General features: G+C 63.8%; 19 protein-coding genes. 8 read left to right on the top strand and 11 right to left on the bottom strand.

Going from position 1 to position 17,431, the window contains the following annotated elements:
* Window position 1: 1 nt before the first annotated feature.
* The 4 genes from HU720_RS16255 (at window position 2) to HU720_RS16240 (ending at window position 3,658) form a co-directional block, all read left to right on the top strand.
* Window positions 2-1,213: a cytochrome c gene (locus tag HU720_RS16255; RefSeq protein ID WP_186520960.1), complete on the top strand. Its 1,212-nt coding sequence runs from the start codon at window positions 2-4 to the stop codon at window positions 1,211-1,213.
* A gap of 3 nt (window positions 1,214-1,216) precedes the next feature.
* A complete protein-coding gene (locus tag HU720_RS16250; protein WP_186520959.1) occupies window positions 1,217-2,188 on the top strand; it encodes an XdhC family protein in 972 nt (323 codons plus the stop codon).
* A complete protein-coding gene (locus HU720_RS16245) occupies window positions 2,185-2,748 on the top strand; it encodes an NTP transferase domain-containing protein (protein WP_186520958.1) in 564 nt (187 codons plus the stop codon). Before HU720_RS16250 ends, HU720_RS16245 begins: the two co-directional genes overlap by 4 nt.
* A 166-nt stretch (window positions 2,749-2,914) precedes the next feature.
* Window positions 2,915-3,658, top strand: a complete 744-nt coding sequence (locus HU720_RS16240) for a DNA-binding protein (RefSeq protein WP_186520957.1) — start codon at window positions 2,915-2,917, stop codon at window positions 3,656-3,658.
* 40 nt (window positions 3,659-3,698) lie between these two features.
* On the opposite strand, the gene HU720_RS16235 is transcribed toward HU720_RS16240, so the two are convergent.
* The 7 genes from HU720_RS16235 to ligD all read right to left on the bottom strand — a co-directional run bounded on the left by HU720_RS16235 (window position 3,699) and on the right by ligD (window position 11,494).
* Window positions 3,699-4,022: a hypothetical protein gene (locus HU720_RS16235; protein ID WP_186520956.1), complete on the bottom strand. Its 324-nt coding sequence runs from the start codon at window positions 4,020-4,022 to the stop codon at window positions 3,699-3,701.
* A 111-nt stretch (window positions 4,023-4,133) separates the two neighbouring features.
* Window positions 4,134-5,438 carry an MFS transporter gene (locus HU720_RS16230; RefSeq protein ID WP_186520955.1) on the bottom strand — a complete coding sequence of 435 codons (1,305 nt, stop codon included), beginning with the start codon at window positions 5,436-5,438 and terminating at the stop codon, window positions 4,134-4,136.
* A gap of 512 nt (window positions 5,439-5,950) precedes the next feature.
* Complete coding sequence (locus HU720_RS16225) at window positions 5,951-6,613, bottom strand: glycosyltransferase (RefSeq protein ID WP_186520954.1); 663 nt, start codon at window positions 6,611-6,613, stop codon at window positions 5,951-5,953.
* On the bottom strand, window positions 6,610-7,209 hold the full coding sequence (locus HU720_RS16220; protein ID WP_186520953.1) for an SAM-dependent methyltransferase: 600 nt from the start codon (window positions 7,207-7,209) through the stop codon (window positions 6,610-6,612). Before HU720_RS16220 ends, HU720_RS16225 begins: the two co-directional genes overlap by 4 nt.
* A gap of 12 nt (window positions 7,210-7,221) precedes the next feature.
* Entirely contained in the window at window positions 7,222-7,977 is a 756-nt protein-coding gene (locus HU720_RS16215) for a PIG-L family deacetylase (RefSeq protein ID WP_186520952.1), read from the bottom strand.
* A complete protein-coding gene (locus HU720_RS16210; RefSeq protein ID WP_186520951.1) occupies window positions 7,974-9,014 on the bottom strand; it encodes an acyl-CoA/acyl-ACP dehydrogenase in 1,041 nt (346 codons plus the stop codon). The genes HU720_RS16215 and HU720_RS16210 overlap by 4 nt, the downstream gene beginning before the upstream one ends.
* A 41-nt stretch (window positions 9,015-9,055) precedes the next feature.
* The gene (ligD, locus tag HU720_RS16205; protein WP_186520950.1) at window positions 9,056-11,494 is read right to left on the bottom strand and encodes a DNA ligase D; all 2,439 of its coding nucleotides are present in this window, start codon (window positions 11,492-11,494) and stop codon (window positions 9,056-9,058) included.
* 120 nt (window positions 11,495-11,614) lie between these two features.
* Between ligD and HU720_RS16200 the strand changes: the two genes are divergently transcribed.
* Both HU720_RS16200 and HU720_RS16195 read left to right on the top strand, forming a co-directional pair.
* On the top strand, window positions 11,615-12,073 hold the full coding sequence (locus tag HU720_RS16200; RefSeq protein ID WP_186520949.1) for a phosphotransferase system, HPr-related protein: 459 nt from the start codon (window positions 11,615-11,617) through the stop codon (window positions 12,071-12,073).
* Window positions 12,070-12,300: a metallothionein gene (locus HU720_RS16195; protein ID WP_186520948.1), complete on the top strand. Its 231-nt coding sequence runs from the start codon at window positions 12,070-12,072 to the stop codon at window positions 12,298-12,300. Before HU720_RS16200 ends, HU720_RS16195 begins: the two co-directional genes overlap by 4 nt.
* Window positions 12,301-12,381: 81 nt before the next feature.
* On the opposite strand, the gene HU720_RS16190 is transcribed toward HU720_RS16195, so the two are convergent.
* The 4 genes from HU720_RS16190 to HU720_RS16175 are packed head-to-tail and all read right to left on the bottom strand — an operon-like array spanning window position 12,382 to window position 16,194.
* Window positions 12,382-13,314 (bottom strand): lysylphosphatidylglycerol synthase domain-containing protein, encoded by a 933-nt coding sequence (locus HU720_RS16190; RefSeq protein ID WP_186520947.1) that lies wholly within the window; start codon window positions 13,312-13,314, stop codon window positions 12,382-12,384.
* Window positions 13,314-14,516, bottom strand: a complete 1,203-nt coding sequence (gene clsB, locus HU720_RS16185) for a cardiolipin synthase ClsB (protein ID WP_186520946.1) — start codon at window positions 14,514-14,516, stop codon at window positions 13,314-13,316. The genes HU720_RS16190 and clsB overlap by 1 nt, the downstream gene beginning before the upstream one ends.
* Window positions 14,513-15,280: an endonuclease/exonuclease/phosphatase family protein gene (locus HU720_RS16180; RefSeq protein WP_186520945.1), complete on the bottom strand. Its 768-nt coding sequence runs from the start codon at window positions 15,278-15,280 to the stop codon at window positions 14,513-14,515. The genes clsB and HU720_RS16180 overlap by 4 nt, the downstream gene beginning before the upstream one ends.
* The gene (locus tag HU720_RS16175) at window positions 15,277-16,194 is read right to left on the bottom strand and encodes a DUF72 domain-containing protein (RefSeq protein ID WP_346656589.1); all 918 of its coding nucleotides are present in this window, start codon (window positions 16,192-16,194) and stop codon (window positions 15,277-15,279) included. Before HU720_RS16175 ends, HU720_RS16180 begins: the two co-directional genes overlap by 4 nt.
* A 157-nt stretch (window positions 16,195-16,351) precedes the next feature.
* Between HU720_RS16175 and HU720_RS16170 the strand changes: the two genes are divergently transcribed.
* Both HU720_RS16170 and HU720_RS16165 read left to right on the top strand, forming a co-directional pair.
* On the top strand, window positions 16,352-16,723 hold the full coding sequence (locus tag HU720_RS16170; RefSeq protein WP_186520943.1) for a low affinity iron permease family protein: 372 nt from the start codon (window positions 16,352-16,354) through the stop codon (window positions 16,721-16,723).
* Window positions 16,724-16,736: 13 nt separating this feature from the next.
* Entirely contained in the window at window positions 16,737-17,288 is a 552-nt protein-coding gene (locus HU720_RS16165) for an ATP-dependent Clp protease proteolytic subunit (RefSeq protein ID WP_186520942.1), read from the top strand.
* Window positions 17,289-17,431: the final 143 nt, after the last annotated feature.

Here is a 17,431-nt window from a genome sequence, read left to right as displayed (position 1 = left end):
CATGACGCGTGTGTTCAGCAACCTGGCCCTGGCCATTGGTGCGGTGTTCGCTTTTGCGGCGCAGGCAGCGGACCAACAGGTGATCAAACGCGGTGAATACCTCGCCCGTGCCGCCGACTGCATGGCTTGCCACACCGCAGAAGGCGGCGCGCCGTATGCCGGTGGCCTGCCGATTCACTCGCCGTTCGGCACCATTTATGGCACCAACATCACCCCCGACAAGCAGCACGGCATTGGCAATTACAGCGATGATGAGTTCTTCGCGGCCCTGACCGAGGGTAAGCGCAAGGACGGCGCCAACCTGTACCCGGCCATGCCGTACACCTCGTACCACCTGATCAAGCGCGAAGACGCCGACGCGATCCACGCCTACCTGCAGAGCGTCGCGCCGATCAACCGCGCAGCACCCACCACCGACCTGAGCTTCCCGTTCAACGTGCGCACCGGCCTGATGGGCTGGAACCTGCTGTACGGCAAGAGCGTGCAGGTGCAGCCGGCCGCGGGCAACAGCGAAGCCTGGCAACGCGGCCAGTACATGGTCGAGGTGCTTGGGCACTGCGGCGAGTGCCACACCCCGCGTAACCTCATCGGCGCGCTGGAGCAAGACAAGCGCCTGAGCGGCGGGGTACTCAATGGCTACCTGGCGCCAAGCCTGCTGGCCAAGGACCTCGCCGAGCGCGGCTGGACCCAGCCAGACCTTGCGACCTTCCTCAAGCACGGCATGAGCGCCCAGGGCAGCATGTTCAACGAGATGTACCCGGTGGTGCACCACAGCACCCAGCATCTAGAAGACGGCGACCTGTCGGCCATGGCCACCTACCTGCTGGGCGACCAGCCGCCGGCGGCCCGTGTGGTGCAAGCAGTGGCCCACGAAACCATGACCGCCAGTAGCCAGCGTGGACGCCAGCAGTACCTCAACGTCTGCGCCGGCTGCCATGGTGCCGACGGTGAGGGCAAGCCGCATATCGCGGTGGCCATGAAGGGCAACACTATTTTGCGCCAGGCCGACTCGCGCAACCTGGTCAAAGTGATGCTCGACGGCATCCGCGAACAGCAGTTCACAGGCTTTGAGCGTATGCAGCCGATGCCCGGCTTTGCCGGCAAGCTCGACGACCAGCAGCTGACTGACATGGTCAACTACCTGCGTGAAGCATGGGGGGGGCTGCCGGGCGACCTGAGCACTGAACAGCTGGCCCAGCTGAAGGCGGATTGACCCGTGCAGCATCTTGACCTGCAGGTGGTGCAGCGGGCGGGCCAGTGGTCGCGTGACGGCCTGCGTGTTTGGCTTTGCACCGTGCTTTGCACCTATGGCTCGGCCCCCAGGGCGCCGGGTTCGTTGCTGGCGGTCAGCGAGGGTGGGCATTGGGTCGGCTCGCTTTCCGGGGGCTGCGTCGAGGAGGATTTCCTCGCTCGCGTGGCCCTCGGCGAGTTCGCAACACCCGTTGCCGTGGTGCGATATGGCGATGGCAGCGACAGCCGCGCCAACATCCGCCTGCCCTGCGGCGGTGTTCTCGATGTGCTGGTGGAAAACCTGCCCGGTGACTGTGCCACACAGGCACACCTGGCCGAACTTGAGGCCGCGCTGCTGGGCCGGCGCCGCTTGTTGCGCGAGGTGAACCTGGTAACGGGGGCGTGGCAGTTGCGCGATGACCAAAGCCAAGGGCCACGTGTAGAACAAGGTGCTGACAGCATTCGGCTGCGCATTGGCGCTGCCCAGCGCCTGCTGCTGGCCGGTTATTCGAGCGTGGCGCATTTCTGTGCAGAGTTCGGCAAGGGCCTGGGGTTCGAGGTCGTGCTGTGCGACCCTCGGGACGAGGTGATGGACAATGTGGTGCTGGACGGGATAGAAATCCGTCGTGAACTGCCCTCGCTGTTCATCGCCAATGGCGGCTGCCACCGCGATACCGCAGTGGTAGCACTGACCCACGACCCGAAGATTGATGACCTGGCCATGCTCGAAGCGGTAAGAACCGAAGCGTTCTATATAGGTGTAATGGGCTCGCAAGCCACCTCTGCCAAACGCCGCGAGCGGCTGCGCCGCATTGGCCGGCTGGGCGAGGCCGAGATGGCGCGTATTCATGCGCCCATCGGCCTGAACCTGGGCAGCAAGACCCCGGCGGAGATCGCCTTGGCAGTGCTTGCCGATATTCTGCGCACCCGCAGCGGCATCGCCCGCGAGGCGCTGTGACGGTCGTCGCGCTGGTACTTGCTGCCGGCCAGGGTTCGCGGTTTGGCAGTGACAAGCGCAAAGCCGTGTTGGCCGATGGCCGCAGCTTGTTGCAGCACAGTGTCGAGCGGGCGCTGGGTGTGTTCGACGAGGTGCGTGTGGTATTGCGCGCCGGGGAGTCCGCTGCCGGGCACGGCTTGCCGGCCTGTTGCCGAGTGGTGCATAGCAATGATGCCGGCTTGGGCATGGGCCATAGCCTTGCGGCGGGTGTTGCTTCGCTTGCCGACAGTGATGCGCGGGCGGTTGCCATCGTGCTGGGCGATATGCCGTGGATACTGCCGGCTACCTTGCGCGGGCTGACTGGCTTGGCCGGTGAGGCGGTTATCGTGGTTGCGCGACATCAGGGGCAGAACGGGCACCCGGTTGTGTTCGGGCGTGGGTTCTGGCCTGAGCTTGCCACGCTTGCTGGCGATGAAGGTGCGCGCTCGGTGCTGCAACGGCACCGGGCGCAGGTGGTGGTGTACGAAACTCAGGACGCCGGGGTGTTGCGGGATGTTGATACGCCTGCTGCGTTGATATAGGACTTGCCGGGGAGCAGCGGTCCAAAAGATCGCGCAGCGGCCCCAAGATCCCTGCCGCATCCATACCCCTGAGCCGTGTGAAATCCGTTGAAATCATAACCTGTAGCCCTCACAATGCTCGCCTATACATGGTACATACCACGGTACAAAACAAGCGGAGTACACCATGGCACGTGCCGGCATCGACAGACACGCAGTCCAGCAAGCACGTGATGCACTGCTGGCCCGTGGCGATAACCCCAGCATCGACGCAGTACGTATCGAACTGGGAAATACCGGTTCGAAGTCCACGATCCATCGCTATCTGAAAGAGCTGGAACAACCGCCTGTTACCCTTGAGAACAGCACGTGCCTCAGTGCGCCTATAAGCCAGCTGGTTGCCCAGCTCGCCACCCAACTGCAGCAGGAAGGCCAAGCTCGCATCGATGTTGCAGAAGCCACTTTCAATCGCCAATGTGAACAATTGCGCAGCCAACTGGACCTCGCGCAACGCGCCTTGGCGGCTGCACATCAGCAGCACCAGGCCGAGGTCAGCGCATTGCAAGCCCGCCTCAGTGACAAGGACCAGCACATACACTCGCTGGAAACCCGCCGAGAGCAGGAGCAACGCCGCCAGGAAACCCAGGTCCGCCAGCTCCAGGGCCAACTGCACACCCTGCAGCAGGGCGCACTGGCTCGCCAGGAAGAGTTGACCCGCCTGCACCGTGACAATGAACGTTTGTTGGCTGAGCAGCGGCAGGCACTGGAAGCGCGAAAAGCGCTGGAGGCCCAGCTGGAACAGCGCGACGCCCAGGTGCAAGGGCTGCGAGCAATCCTGGGGCAGGCCCAAGGGGCAGGGGAGGAGTTGCGTCGGCAATGCGCTGAACGCGATGCACAAATTGCCGAGCTACGGCGCGGCGGCAGCGCCTAGTAATCAAGCCCTGCTGCTGCAGGGCCTGATTTAGCTGATTTCAACGGCTATCTTGATCTTCGGCATTGCCGCCTGTAGCGCCTGCACCGGAGCCGGTAGCCTCACCTGTGCTATTAGAGCCGCCCGCGGCCCCGTCGGCGGCATCGGAATTGGTGCCGGTGTCGCTGCTGTCGTTGTCTTTGCCACCTGGCGCGTTGACGCTGCTGCCTTCGCCTGCTGTCTTGCCTTTGGGGTGGTCACCTTTGGAATGGTCGGCTTGGGGCTGGCTGCCGGTGGTGTTCATATCGCTGGCAGCAAAGCTGCCTGCCGAGCCAAGGCCCATGGCAACGGCGAGAAACAATGCAAGGGGGCGAGTGCGAACCATGGTGAGTCTCCTGTCGGATTAACTATCATGGTTTGGGCAGCGTTGCGGCGTGGCAGGTGCCGTCGTAGCGACGGACGGTCGCGCGGGGCCGCAGTACGGCCCCGGCGCCGGTCAGTGAGCGTCGTTGCGCGGTGTGGCGCTTGCTGCAGGTGCTTCCATCTCATCCAGCGTGGGGTGTTCCTGAGCCGCATGCATCAAGTCTTCGGTCACGCGCAGTTCGGCGCCGGTTGGCGAGAACGTTGCGCTGGCGGTAAACGCGGCGGGGTGTGCAGGGGCAGGGCGTTTGCCCCGTCGCCACATGAAGAACCCGACCATGACCAGGTTGATCGCCGCAAACGCCCAGAACAGGCCGACCTCGCCGTAGCGGGTCATCATCGGCGAAATGCCCAGCGGCGCCAGGGCAGAGCCCAATGAGTTGATCAGCAGCAGGCCTTGGATCATTGGCACCAGAGCATCCGCCGGCGCGCGGTCGGCGGCGCTGCTGACCGACACCGGGTACAGCGCGAACACACCACCGCCCAGCAGGAACAGCAGCACCGGCAGCGCCACGGTGTCCACCGGCAGCGCCACGATCAGCAGCGACAGCACGGTGCAGATGATGGCCAAGGTAATCAGCACGTCCTGGCGGTCCTTGCGGTCGGACCAGCGGCCTACCGGGTACTGCAGCAGCATGGCGCCGAGGATTGCCCACGCCATCATGGTGCCGACTTCGCCCACGTCCAGGCCGATACGTTGCAGGTACAGCGGCAGCAGCGCGTAGATGCCGGCAATGATGATACCCGAGCCAAAGCAACCGACCAGCCCGGTCGGGGCGATGCCCAGCAACTGGCGCGGCTTGAGCGGCTCGACATGTTCGAGCAGCGGCGAGACCCGAGGCAGGATCACGATCGGCAGCACCGAAAGGGTGGCCAGCATGCCGGCCAGCATGAACGGCGCGGTGTCGCCCATGGCGGTGATTTCGCCAAGCGCTGCCTGGGCGATTACCCCGGCGCCATAGAAGGCGATCATGTAGAGCGCCAGCAGGCGGCCACGGATCTTGGCGTCACCGGCCAGCAGCAGCCAGCTTTCGATCACCAGGAACACGCCCACCGTGGCCCAGCCATTGATCAAGCGCAGCACCGACCACCAAGTGGTGTCGTAGAACAGGCCCTGCAGCAGGATGGTCGCGCCGATCAGGGCGGCGAAGCTGCTGTAGGCGCGGATATGGCCAATGCGCAGGATCAACCGGTCATTGAACAGCGCCCCAAGGGTCAGGCCGATGAAGTACGCCGACGAAACCACGCCGATGGTGGTGGCCGATTCACCGGCAGCCCCCAGGCGCAGCGTAGTGAGCGAAGACAGAAAGCCATTACCCAGGGCAATGATGAACAGGCCGAGCAGGGGTGCCAGCGCCATCGCCAGCAAACGCGGAGACATACGTACCTCAAGGTTGGAAAAGCACAATTGCGCCTTTTCGGGGTGCACAGGCTGTGCGATGTTGCCGGGGCAGGGTGCAACCTTGGCAAGGGTCAACCGCTGGGCCTGTTGCGAAAGAGGCCGGGCGGGGGCGGTTGAGCCTGCAGCACATGCGCGATGTGGCGAGAGGCACGGACGCTGTCTTTGCGAAAAGGTGGCCACCGCAGAGGGCGACGGGCGAAAAGGATCCGCGATTCTACGGGGTATGGAAGTTTTGCCAAGGGGCAGTTGAGTGCGGCGAGATGCCGCAGGCATGGGGGATTAACTCGCTAATCTCGAAACACCATTACTTCATTTACATAACCTATTGATATTGCGGGCATAACCCCTCTGTTCCCCTGTAGGAGCGGCCTTGTGCCGCGAAAGGGCTGCGCAGCAGCCCCGGCGATTTTGCACAAGGCCGAGATCCTGGGGCCGCTGCGCAGCCCGTTCGCGACACAAGGCCGCTCCTACACTGCGACGACAGCCTGCGCTTACAACACCTGCCCATGCAGCCCGCGCAAATAATCCCCAAACCCTTCACGGGCGCGGCTATCTTCGCGGCTGCTGGTGGCGACACTGTGTTGCGCCGTCCAGACGATCTGCGCGCCACTCGCCTCCAGCGCCAGAACCAGTTGCACATCCTCGTGCGCCGCCAGCGGCTGGAAGCCGCCCACCTTGGTATAGGCCTGCGCGCACACCCCAAGGTTGGCCCCATGGATATGCCGATGCCCCTCATCCGCCTGGTAACGGCTGCGGTACAACTTGCGCAGTGCGGCAGTCTGCCAGGGTTGCCAGCGTTCAATGTGGACCGTGCCGCACACCGCATCCGCCTGCCATTGCAGCTGCGAGATCAGCCAATGCGCCGGTACCCGGCTGTCAGCATCGGTAAACGCCAGCCACTGCGCGCCACGCTCAAGCATCAAGGCGGCGCCTGCTCGGCGGGCGATGCCGACGTTGCCGGCGTCCAGCTCCAGCGTTTGTACACCGTGCCGGTTCGCTATTGCCGCGCTGGCATCGCTGCAACGGTCCAGCACCACCAGAACCTGCACCAGGTGCCCGGCAGCTCCGGCCAACGCAGCAGCAGCCTTGACCGCTTTCAAGCAGTACCCCAAGCGCCGCGCCTCGTTATGCGCCGGGATCACCACGGCGATCATGGGCAGGTCTCGTCGAGGTCGACCACACTGGGCTGGCACGACCAGTACTCCAGCACAAAGTCCGCCTCTTCGTGGCGCAACTGGCGGTACAGCGGCAGCCGTTCGGCCAGCAGCGCATGCGCCTCGTTGCCGTCTTGCGGGCAGCCGGCGATGGGGTGGCGCCAATGGCAGGCGAGTAGGCCGCCGTCATAGGTCAGGCTGGCCACAGCACGTTCGATCACCTGCAACCAATCGGTAGGGTCCAGGTAGTAGCCGATCTCGCTGAGCACGATCAGGTCGAACTGCCCACCCGGCCAGTCAGCCGGCAGGTGCGCCTGCTCGACGCTGGCATGGGGTACATCGGCCAGGCGCTGGCGGGCGAGGGCGACGGCCGTGGCGTCGATGTCCTGGCATACCAGGCTTGCGCAACGCTCGGCCAGCAGTGCGCTTAACTCACCATTGGCGCAAGCCGGCTCGAATACCCGCGCATAACACTGGCGCGGCAGGCTGGCGTAGACCAGGTCGCGCTTGCGCCGCTCGTACCAGCGAGTGCGGAAGGCCCAGGGGTCATCGTTGCCGGCGTACAGCTCGGCGAAATACTGCGCATCAAGGCTCATCGTGGGCTCCATTCACAAGAACAACAGTTCGAAGGGTTGCAGCAGGCACTCCTGAAAGCGTTCAGGCAGGACTGGCGGGCGGTCGTCGTCGGCTTGCAGCTGGCTGACGTGCGCAGCCAGCGCCTGGCGCTTGCGTGCAAGGCGGGTATCGTCCAATTGCACGCGGTGCGCGCGCGCCCACGGCAGGCGCGGATCGTCCGGGGTGGCCCAGTGCCAGGCCCAGACCGGCGCTTCGGCCAACTGCGCCTTGCGCGCCAACGCGGCCTGCGCACAGGCGCGGCCAACGGCTTCGTGGTCGCAATGGCCATCCTCGCGCCAGGTACACAGCAGCAAATCATCGGGCTGCAGCAGCTGGTTGAGGTGGTTAAGCAAAAAGGCTTCGTCCCGGGGCAGGCCGCCATCCTTGAGGTTCAGCCGGCGCCAGTCCAGGCGCGCCAGGTTGAGGTCCAACTGGTGCAGGGCGTGGCGGCTTTCCAGTGGGCGTTGCCGGCGCAGCCGGTGTTCGCTCCAGTTCTGCGAGCCGGGGTGGCTGCCCTCGCCGTCGGTGGCTGAGATCAGCACCAAGTCTTGCTCGCGGCCGCTGAAGCCAGCCAGAAGGCCGCCCGCCATCAGGATCTCGTCGTCCGGGTGTGGGGCAACCACCACCAGGCGCCGCCCCGGTGGGCACAGTTGGTCGGGGTCAAGCCAAGTGGCGCGGGCCAGATGCGCGGAGTGTTGCCAGTCATGCCAAGGGGTACCGCTGCTGGCCTGGATCAGGTTTTCGCTCATAGTTGCCAGGCTCCTGCCGGCAAGCCGGCCACTTGTTGGCCCAGTTCGGCCAGATCGCGCTCGGCGTGGCTCTGGCGCAGATACACCGGCAGGTCGGCGCTCAGCCGGGCGAAATGGCTGTTGCGACAGAAAGGCGTGGCGCCCAGCGCCCGGCCAACGTGATGGAGCACTTGGTCAACCGCGTGCTCCACCTGCGCACGGGTGCGCCGTACATGAAGATTGGCGTCGGCGCCAGGCTCGCGGTCTATAAAGGCTGCGCATTCGCGCAAGGCAGCGCGGGCGCCGTACAGGGCCGCATCCACCGCCCCCAGATGAGCACAGGCGTGCGGGTCGGGGCGGGGTTTGTGGCAGTGCTCGCGCAAGTAGGTGGCCAGCGCCTGCGCTGCGCCATACCAGCAAGCGGCGATGCCGGCGCCGCCGTGCCAGAACCCCGGGCGCGCCAGATACTGGCCCGGGCTGCCGATGGCGATACCGCTGGCATTGTCGAACTCGATGTCGACACTGGCGGTGGTGGCCATGCCCTGCGCCTGCCAGTTGCCTGCATTGATACGCTGGGTGGGCTGGTCAAGTGCAATGGCTACCAGTTGCGGCTGGTTGTCATGCCAGGCGGTGATCAGCGCGCGGTCGATCTGCAACGCCCCGGAACACCAACCCTTGCGGCCCTGCAGGCGCACCTCTTCACCCTCGCGGGCGATGATCTGCACCCGTGCATCCGGTGGTTCGGCAGCCCACACACCCCATATGCCCGTTTGGGCGTGGTGGCCTGCCGCGCATTCAGCCAAGATCGCCAAAGCGTCGGTATGGCCCTCATAAAGCTTGGCCAGCCCCAGGTCACACCCTGCGACTTGGGCAAGTACCTGCCAGCGCTGCAAAGTGCTGCCATGGCCGGGCAGCGGCAGCCGGTCGAGTTGCTCGGCTTGCAGTGCACGCAGCACGTCCAGCAGCAAGTCATCCACCCTCAACGCCTGGGGACGATCGCCAAACTCGCGCAACAAGCGCTCAAGCGCGCTTGAGTGATCATTGTGGCTGATGCTCATCGAGTTAATTCCATTTGGGTGGTTAGCGTGCAGCCGTGCCATCAGTTCAGGCCCAACTGCTTGCGCATGCGCGCGGTAATCGATTGGCGGACCTTGCCCATGCCCGCCCACGGGTCTTCGACCTCGCCCAGTCGCTCATGGACATTGGCGATGGTCCACTGGTTGGCGCCCTTGAGTTCGCCTAGCTCCTCGCGCCAGATAGGCACCGAGACCGGCAGCCCTTCACGGGCGCGAAGCGAGTAGGGGGCGACGGTAGTGGCGCCTTTGCCATTGCGCAGGTAGTCGATAAAGATGCGCCCAACCCGGTTCTTCGGGCCCGACACGGCGCTCAAGCGCTCGGGGAACAGATTGGCCAGGTGATCGACGATGGCGTGGGTGAAGTCCTTGACCTCATCCCAGCCTGCGCGGCGCGTCAGCGGCACCACCAAGTGCATACCTTTGCCGCCACTGGTCTTGAGAAACACCTTCAGGCCCAGCTCATCGAGCAGGGTGAGGGTCAACTGCGTGGCGTCGAGCATGGCTTTCCATGGCAGCGCTGGGTCTGGGTCGAGGTCGAGGATGAAGCGGTCGGGGCGCTCGAAGTCTTTGTCGGTGGCGTTCCAGGTATGCAGCTCCAGCATGTTCATCTGTACGGCGCCGAGCAGGCTTTCGGCGTTGTTCAATACCATCGCCGCCTGGCCGGCCTGGGCCTTGGTGTAGCTGACGATCTTGGGGATATGCAGTTGGCCGGCGTTTTTCTGGAAGAACAGTTCGCCGCCCAAACCGTCCGGCGCCCGCACCAAGGCAACCGGGCGATCGGCGAGCTGGGGCAGAATCAAGTCGGCGACTTGCGCGTAGTACTCAGCTACCTGGCGCTTGGTGGTCGCGCTGCTGGCATCCATTACCCGGTCGGGGTGGGTCAGGTGCAAATCGATGGCTTTTGCAGACGGCATGGCGCGCTCCAGGTCGATAGCAGTGGCGGGCTTGTCATCACGCAGGCCGTGGAACACCGAATGGCGCACGATACCGTCGCGGGTCATCTGGGCGCAGGCGACCTCCGCCAGCAGTAGCGGCTTGAGCCAATGCACACCGCGCGCCTCGGCGCCGCTGGGTGGGTTGGCCAGCAGCGGCTTTTTGCACTCCAGTGGCTTTAGCCGGGCATGGATGCTGGCCAGTGTGGTGGCGCTGAAACCGGTGCCAACCTTGCCGGCATAACGCAATTGGCCGCTGTCGGCGTCATGCAATGCCAGCAGCAGTGCGCCGAAGCCAGTGCGGCTGCCTTTCGGGTCGGTGTAGCCAACAATCACGAATTCCTGGCGCTGTTTGCACTTGAGCTTGATCCAGTCGGCACTGCGCCGGCCGCTGTAGGTGCTGCCCAGACGTTTGCCGATCAACCCTTCGAGTTCTAGCCGGCAGGCGCTGTCGAGCAGCGAATCGACGGGCTGCTCGAACGCTTCGGAAAACCTCAGTTGCGGGTCGTCATTGTGTTCGAGCAGCTTTTCCAGCGCCCTGCGCCGGTCTTCGAGCGGTAGATCACACAGGTCTTTGCCGCCAAGGTAGGGCAGGTCGAACAGGTAATAGGTGATGCGCTCGTCCTGCTCGGTATCGAAGGCGTTCTGCAATGCCTGAAAGTCAGCCACACCGTTGTCGCCAACCACGACCATTTCGCCATCGAGCCACGCCGAGTCCACACCCAGCGCTTTGAGCGCCACCACCTGGCGCGGCATTTTCGCGCTCCAGTCATGGCCATTGCGGGTGAACAGGCGCACGTCTGCGCCGTCGATACGGGCCAGGATGCGGTAGCCGTCGAACTTGACCTCGTAGCACCAGTCGCCGGCAGGGGGCGAATCGACCAAGGTGGCCAACTGCGGCTGCACAAAGTCCGGCATCTTGACCTTGCTGGCGCTGCGGCGCCGAGTGGCGGGTTTGGCAGCCTTGCGCGGCAGCAGGGTACGGTCACTGATGACACTGTCGGGCTGGGCCTCGACGATGCTGTAATCCGCCTCGCTGCGCGCTTCGGCGTCGTGGGACTTGACCAACATCCACTGTTCTTTCTTGCCCGCCAGGTGGGTACGGAACAGGTTCCACACCCCGGAGAGTTTCTCGCCTTGCAAGCGAAAGCGCAGCTTGCCCTTGGCGTAGGCGGCATGCGCATCGCCCTCCGGCTCCCACACCCCGCGATCCCAGACAATTACATCGCCCGCGCCATAGTGGCCCTCGGGAATGTTGCCTTCGAAGTCGGCGTAATCCAGCGGGTGGTCCTCCACATGCACTGCCAGGCGGCGCACCTTGGGGTCAAGCGAAGGGCCTTTGGGGATGGCCCAGCTTTTCAGCGTGCCGTCGAGTTCCAGGCGAAAGTCGTAATGCAGGTGGCTGGCATCATGCTTCTGGATGCAGAACTGCAGCGCATGGGCCTTGGCTGCACGGGTGCGCTTGCCGGCGGGCTCTGGCGTGGCATTGAAGTCGCGCTTGCGCTGGTATTCCTGCAGGGGCTTGGCCATGACGGGCTCCTTGTGCTCTCTGACTTGGGAGGGAGCGGGCGCAGGCAGAGTTCAAAAAACTCTGAATCATTGGCGCTAGCGTGCAGTCGACCAGATGAACCCCCTTGATGGAGAAGCGCCATGGCCCTGCCAGACGACCCAGAATTCACTCCCGAGATCGACACCACCGAGGACCGCATGGGCAGCGTCCACGAACTGGACTTCAGCGAGCGGCGCGATGAACGTCGTGGGCGCATTGGTGACGAGCGCCCGGCGGGAGAAGTGGCCGAGCAGTTCCCCGATGAGCGTGTGGCGCAAAGCGGCATGACCGGCGGCGAAGCGCTCAGCGAGAGCCTGCACGAAGACAACGTCACCCTCGATGACATGAGCCCGGACACTTTGTTCGACGAAACCGGCGCTCGCGACCCGAACGAGCCCGGTAGCGGCGGCCCGGCTGACCAGGAACTGCGTGAAGTGGACATGACCGAGATCGGTGGCGGTTTTGGTCTTGATGAAGCGGAGCTGGGCCGCTCGGCACCGCTTGATGGCGAACCTTGGACGGACCAAGTCGTGGGTGACGACGAGGAGAGCACCCGATGAACGAGCAACGCTGTGCCTGTAACCACTGCTCCTGCACTGTGGGCGATGACGCCCTGATGCGTGAAGGCAAGGCCTATTGCTGTGAGGCCTGTGCCAATGGCCACCAGGACGGTGAGCCATGCTGCATGGGCGACTGCAAATGCGCCGAAGCTACCCGGCCGGGTGAGGCCAACGTGGACAATGCGCTGGATGAAACCTTCCCGGCCAGTGATCCAATATCGCCGTGAATCACTTGGGGCCGCTTTGCGGCCCTTCGCGGCACAAGGCCACTCCTACAGATGGGACACCGGCCAAGCCGGTGCCATCTTTCACCGCCGCAACTGCCGGGCGCGCTGCTCCAGCACCAGGTAGGTGATCACGGCTACCGCCAGCGGAATCAGGTAATACAGCGTGCGATAGCCCAACAGCGCCGCCACCAGGCTGCCTTGCCCGAGCTGGCCGTGCAGCAAGGCAAGGAAAACTGCTTCCAGCACCCCCAACCCCGCTGGAATATGCGCGACCACCCCAGCCACGCAACTGATCAGCAGCACCCCTAGCACCGACGGATAAAACAAATCCCCTGGCAGCAGCCAATAGATCAACGCTGCCATAAGCGCCCAGTTGCTGGCGCCCAGTGCCACCTGACACAAGGCCAAGCGGATGGACGGCAGCGTCAGTTCATGCCCGCGTAGGTGCCAGGTGCGGCGCTTGGCAAACGCACAGGCCAGCAGGTACCCCACGGCAACCGCAACCATCAACACGCCGATCAGGCGCAGCCCGGTCGCGCCCACGGCCCAGGTGTCTGGCAGCTTGACGGACCCCGAGGCAAACACGCAGCCCGCCAACACCAGGTAGCCCATCCAGTTGGTCAGCAAACCCAGGGTAAGGATGCGGGTGATGGTCGGCGTATCCAACCCCAGGCGGCCATACAACCGGTAGCGCAGCGCCACGCCACCCACCCAGGTGGTGAAGTTGAGGTTGAAGGCGTAACACACGAATGCCACTGGCAAAACCTGCCGCGCCGGCAATTGGTGGCCGGTGTAGGCCCGGGCCAGCAGGTCGTAGCTGGCAAACACCAGGTAACTGGCCAATGCCAGCAACAAGCCGATGGCCAGCGTGCCGGGTTTGTAGGCAAACAGCGACTGGCGCACTTCGGCCCAGTCGAGGTTGCGCGCCAAGGAGAACAACAGCACCGGAATCAGTATCACGAACAGCAGGGTCAACAGCCGTTTGCCCCATTTTTGCCAGCTCGCTTTGGCCATCAGGTCTTGCCCTCGTGGTAATTACCTTGCAGCTCGACCTCTGGCTGCAGCGACTTGAGTCGCTGGCGGTGCGCAGGAAACCAGCCGGCGATACGCGGAAAGTAGCGGGTGATGTGAAACCCCATGAAGATCAGCGGCGCACGCCACCAGTAGCCCCGGATCATCCGCTCCAGGGTCACCACTTTGCAGTGCTGGGCCGCAAGGCCCGTCAGGTGTTCGTGGAGCAGGGCATTGAACGCCCGGTCACGGATCAGCAGGTTGGCTTCAAGGTTCAGCGACAGGCTCAGGGGGTCCAGGTTGCTCGACCCCACCGTCGCCCAGGTGTCATCCACCAGTGCGACCTTGCCGTGCAACGGGCGCTGGCAATACTCGTAAATCTGCACCTTGTCGCGCAGCAGGTAGTTGTAGAGCAGCCGCGACAGCGTGCGCACCCAGCGCATGTCGGGCTGGCCCTGCAGGATCAGCGTCACTTCAACGCCGCGTCGGGCGGCATTGCGCAGTTCGCGCAACAGGCGGTAGCCGGGGAAGAAATAAGCATTGGCCACAACGATGCGTTGTCGGGCCTGGCGAAAGGCCTGCAGATACTGCTCTTCGATATCGTCCCGGTGCTTAAGGTTGTCGCGTTCCACCAGCGCCGCCTCGACACTGCCTGCCGGCGCTTGCGCCACCTCGACCTTGCTCGGGCTCTCAAGTACCGGGGCCAGCAAGCGGCGGCTGGAAGCATGGATTTGCGAAACTACCGGGCCGCGTACCTCAACGGCATAGTCCTGCTTGGCTTGCGGGCCGTAATCGCCGAGGTGGTCGGCGCTGTAGTTGATCCCGCCGATGAACGCGCGCTTGCCATCGATCACTACGATCTTGCGGTGCAAGCGGCGAAACAGGTTGGTACGCATGCCCGCGACCATCGGCTTGGGGTCGAAGGCATGGAAGCGCACCCCGGCATCGGTCATCGACGCCACGAATGCATCGCTCAGCTCGGCCGTGCCATAGCCGTCCGCCACCACCTCCACCCGCACGCCGCGCCGAGCGGCATCTATCAGTGCCTCGCGCAGCGGTTGCCCGACCTTGTCGTCATAGATGATGAAGGTTTCCAGCAGGATCTCATCCTGTGCCTCGGCCATGGCCTGGAACACGCGGGGGTAGTACTGCTCGCCGTTGATCAGCAACTCGACCTGGTTGCCGCTTTGCCATGCAGGTTTCATAGGGCCACCTCAGCCACCAGAGGAACATGGTCGGACAAGTGCGACCACGGGTATTTGGCCAGCACCTTGGCACTGCTGGCGCGGGCGTTGCGCAGGTAAATGCGGTCCAGGCGCAGCAGCGGCAGGCGCGCCGGAAAGCTCCGCGCAGGGCTGCCGAAGGCCTCGGTCAGGTGCTCGCTGAGCACCGCGTCTGCCTTCAGACGCCAGTCATTGAAGTCCCCGGCGATGATTACAGGGGCATCGGGCGGCAGGCTGTCGAGCAGCTCCAGCAGCAGATGAATCTGGCGCTGACGATGCGCTTCGCGCAGGCCCAGGTGCACGCACACTGCGTGCACCTGGTCGTGGCCGGGCACTTGCAGCCGGCAGTGCAGCAGGCCGCGTTGCTCGTTGCCATGGATGGACACGTCGCGGTTGTCGTATTCACTGATGGGGAATTTCGACAGCAGCGCATTGCCATGGTCGCCATGGGGGTACACCGCATTACGCCCGTAGGCAAACTGCGGCCACATGCTGTCGGCGAGAAACTCATACTGCGGCGTCTGCGGCCAGGTGGGATGGCGCTCGGCGTGCTGTTCATGGCTGCCATGCACTTCCTGCAGAAACACCAGGTCCGCGCCGGTAGCCCGTACCGCTTCGCGCAATTCTGGCAGGATGAAACGGCGGTTGAAGAAGGTAAAACCCTTGTGCACGTTGAGGGTCAGCACCGTGAGCCGGTGTACGGCGGCGGCTTTGTCGAGCAGGTTACCCGGGAGGGGAGTGTTCATAGCGCCACCTGCGAGGGTTCGCCTGGCTCGGTGATCAGGTCGCCATCCAGGCCCATTTTGCTGAGCAGCCTGCGAGCGTCATAGGGCGCATGAACTTTCTGGTCATTGTCGAAATAACAGTAAACGTCGCGCGTGGCGCGCTTGGCCGGCGCGCGCTGGACGATCAGATGCGCGTGCGCCGGCTGCCCACCTTCGCTCCAGGCCTGGATGCGCTCACACCAGTGGCGCAGCGCCTTTGCGGTGTAGCCGCTGCTGTACAGCTCGACGTCACCATGCAGGCGCAGGTAGACGAAATCGGCAGTAACATCCTCGACATAGGGCCATTTTCCGGCGCTGTCAGCCACCACCAAGGCAACTTTGTGCTTGCGCAGCAGCTTGACGAAGGCTTCACACAGAAAGCTTTCGTGGCGCACTTCCACGGCATGGCGCAGCCGGGCATTGCCCTTGATCTGCGCGCCGCCGTTGCCTTGCAAGCGTTCATTGCAGTGGCTGGCCAACGCCTGGGCCGCCTTGCGGTCACGCGGCAATTGCTCGAGAAACGCGGCGAAACGCGCCTCGTCGAACTTGAAATTGGGCGCGAACTGCCAGAGAAACGGCCCAAGCTTGTCGCCTAGCTGCAGCGGCCCTGACGCAAAGAAATTGGCCATTGGCTCCTGGATATCCTTGAGCCTGCGAACATGGGTGATATAACGCGGCGCCTTGACCGAGAAGACGAAGTCATCGGGTGTTTCATCGTGCCACTGGCGGAAGCGTTCGGGCGTTTGCAGAGCATAGAAGGTGCCGTTGATCTCAATGCTGTTCACTGCCCGCGAGGCGAACGCCAGTTCGTCGTTCTGGCGCAGCCCTTGCGGGTAGAAGTCCTTGCGCCATGGGCCATAGCGCCAACCGGATATGCCAATACGGATTTCGCTCACGCATGTCTCCCCATGCCATGGATGCTTTCTGCTGCGACACAGGAAACTGCCGCGGGGTTCAGCGCGGCTGACCAAGCGTTGGGTCCGGCATTGCCATTGGAACTTTGTGCTGCCGGGCGGCCTCCACCGCAAGCAAGCCTTGCACAGGAGCTGCGCCATGAAATTCGACCGTTTTGCCCAGGGGCTGGCCAAATTGACCGGCCGCCCACTGACCTTCGGTGTGGCGCTGGTGCTGATTCTGGTGTGGGGTATCAGCGGCCCGCTGTTCGATTTCAATGACACCTGGCAATTGGTGATCAACACCTCGACGACGATCATCACTTTCCTGATGGTGTTTCTGATCCAGAACACCCAGAACCGCGACAACGACGAGCTGCACATCAAGATCGACGAACTGCTGCGCACCACCAAGCGCGCGCACAAGGCGCTGCTGGACCTTGAGGACATGGACCCAGCCGAGCTGCATGCGCTGCGCAAGCACTACCAGCAGATGGGCGAGCAGGATGGGCAGCAGGCCCACACCGACTGACCTGGAGGACCCCATGGGCAGACACATCATCCACTTCACCGGCCCGATCAATTCGTCTACCTGCGGCAACCTGATCAACACCTGCTCGCGGGCTCAGCAACAAGGTGCCGAATTGCTGCAACTGAACATCGCGACGATGGGTGGGGAGTGCAGTTACGGCTTTACCCTGTACAACTTTCTGCGGGCTCTGCCGGTACCGGTGCATACACACAATCTGGGCACGGTGGAGTCGATGGGTAACATTCTGTTCCTCGCTGGCAGCCACCGCACCGCCTGCGCGCTGAGCAAGTTCCTGTTTCACCCATTTCACTGGACGTTGCACGGCTCGGTAGACCACTCGCGCATGGCGGAGTACGCCATGAGCCTGGATTACGATTTGCAGTTGTACGCACAGATCGTCGCCGAACGGACCGAGGGGGCAGGGGAGGTGCTGGATGTGGCCCGGTACCTGATGGCGTACCCGCGGATCCTGGGGCCTAAAGAGGCGCTGGCGAGTGGGATGATTCATGCCATCGATGAATTGCCGATCGAGGCGGGGTGTACGCAGTGGAGCGTGCATGCCTGAGCGTCGGGGTCTGTAAGGGCCGGTGCGGGGTTTCCTGTAACGGCCTAATGGCAGGCTATCGCCAGCGCACATCCCATATCGATGCCGTCTACGCGGTCAGTGTAGGAGCGGCCTTGTGTCGCGAAAGGGCTGCGGAGCAGCCC

This window comes from Pseudomonas sp. SWRI51 (assembly GCF_014268825.1).
In the GTDB taxonomy this organism is placed as follows: Bacteria; Pseudomonadota; Gammaproteobacteria; order Pseudomonadales; family Pseudomonadaceae; genus Aquipseudomonas; species Aquipseudomonas farsensis.
Note: the sequence above shows the minus strand (reverse complement) of the source record. Positions and strands in the feature narration are given on the sequence as shown.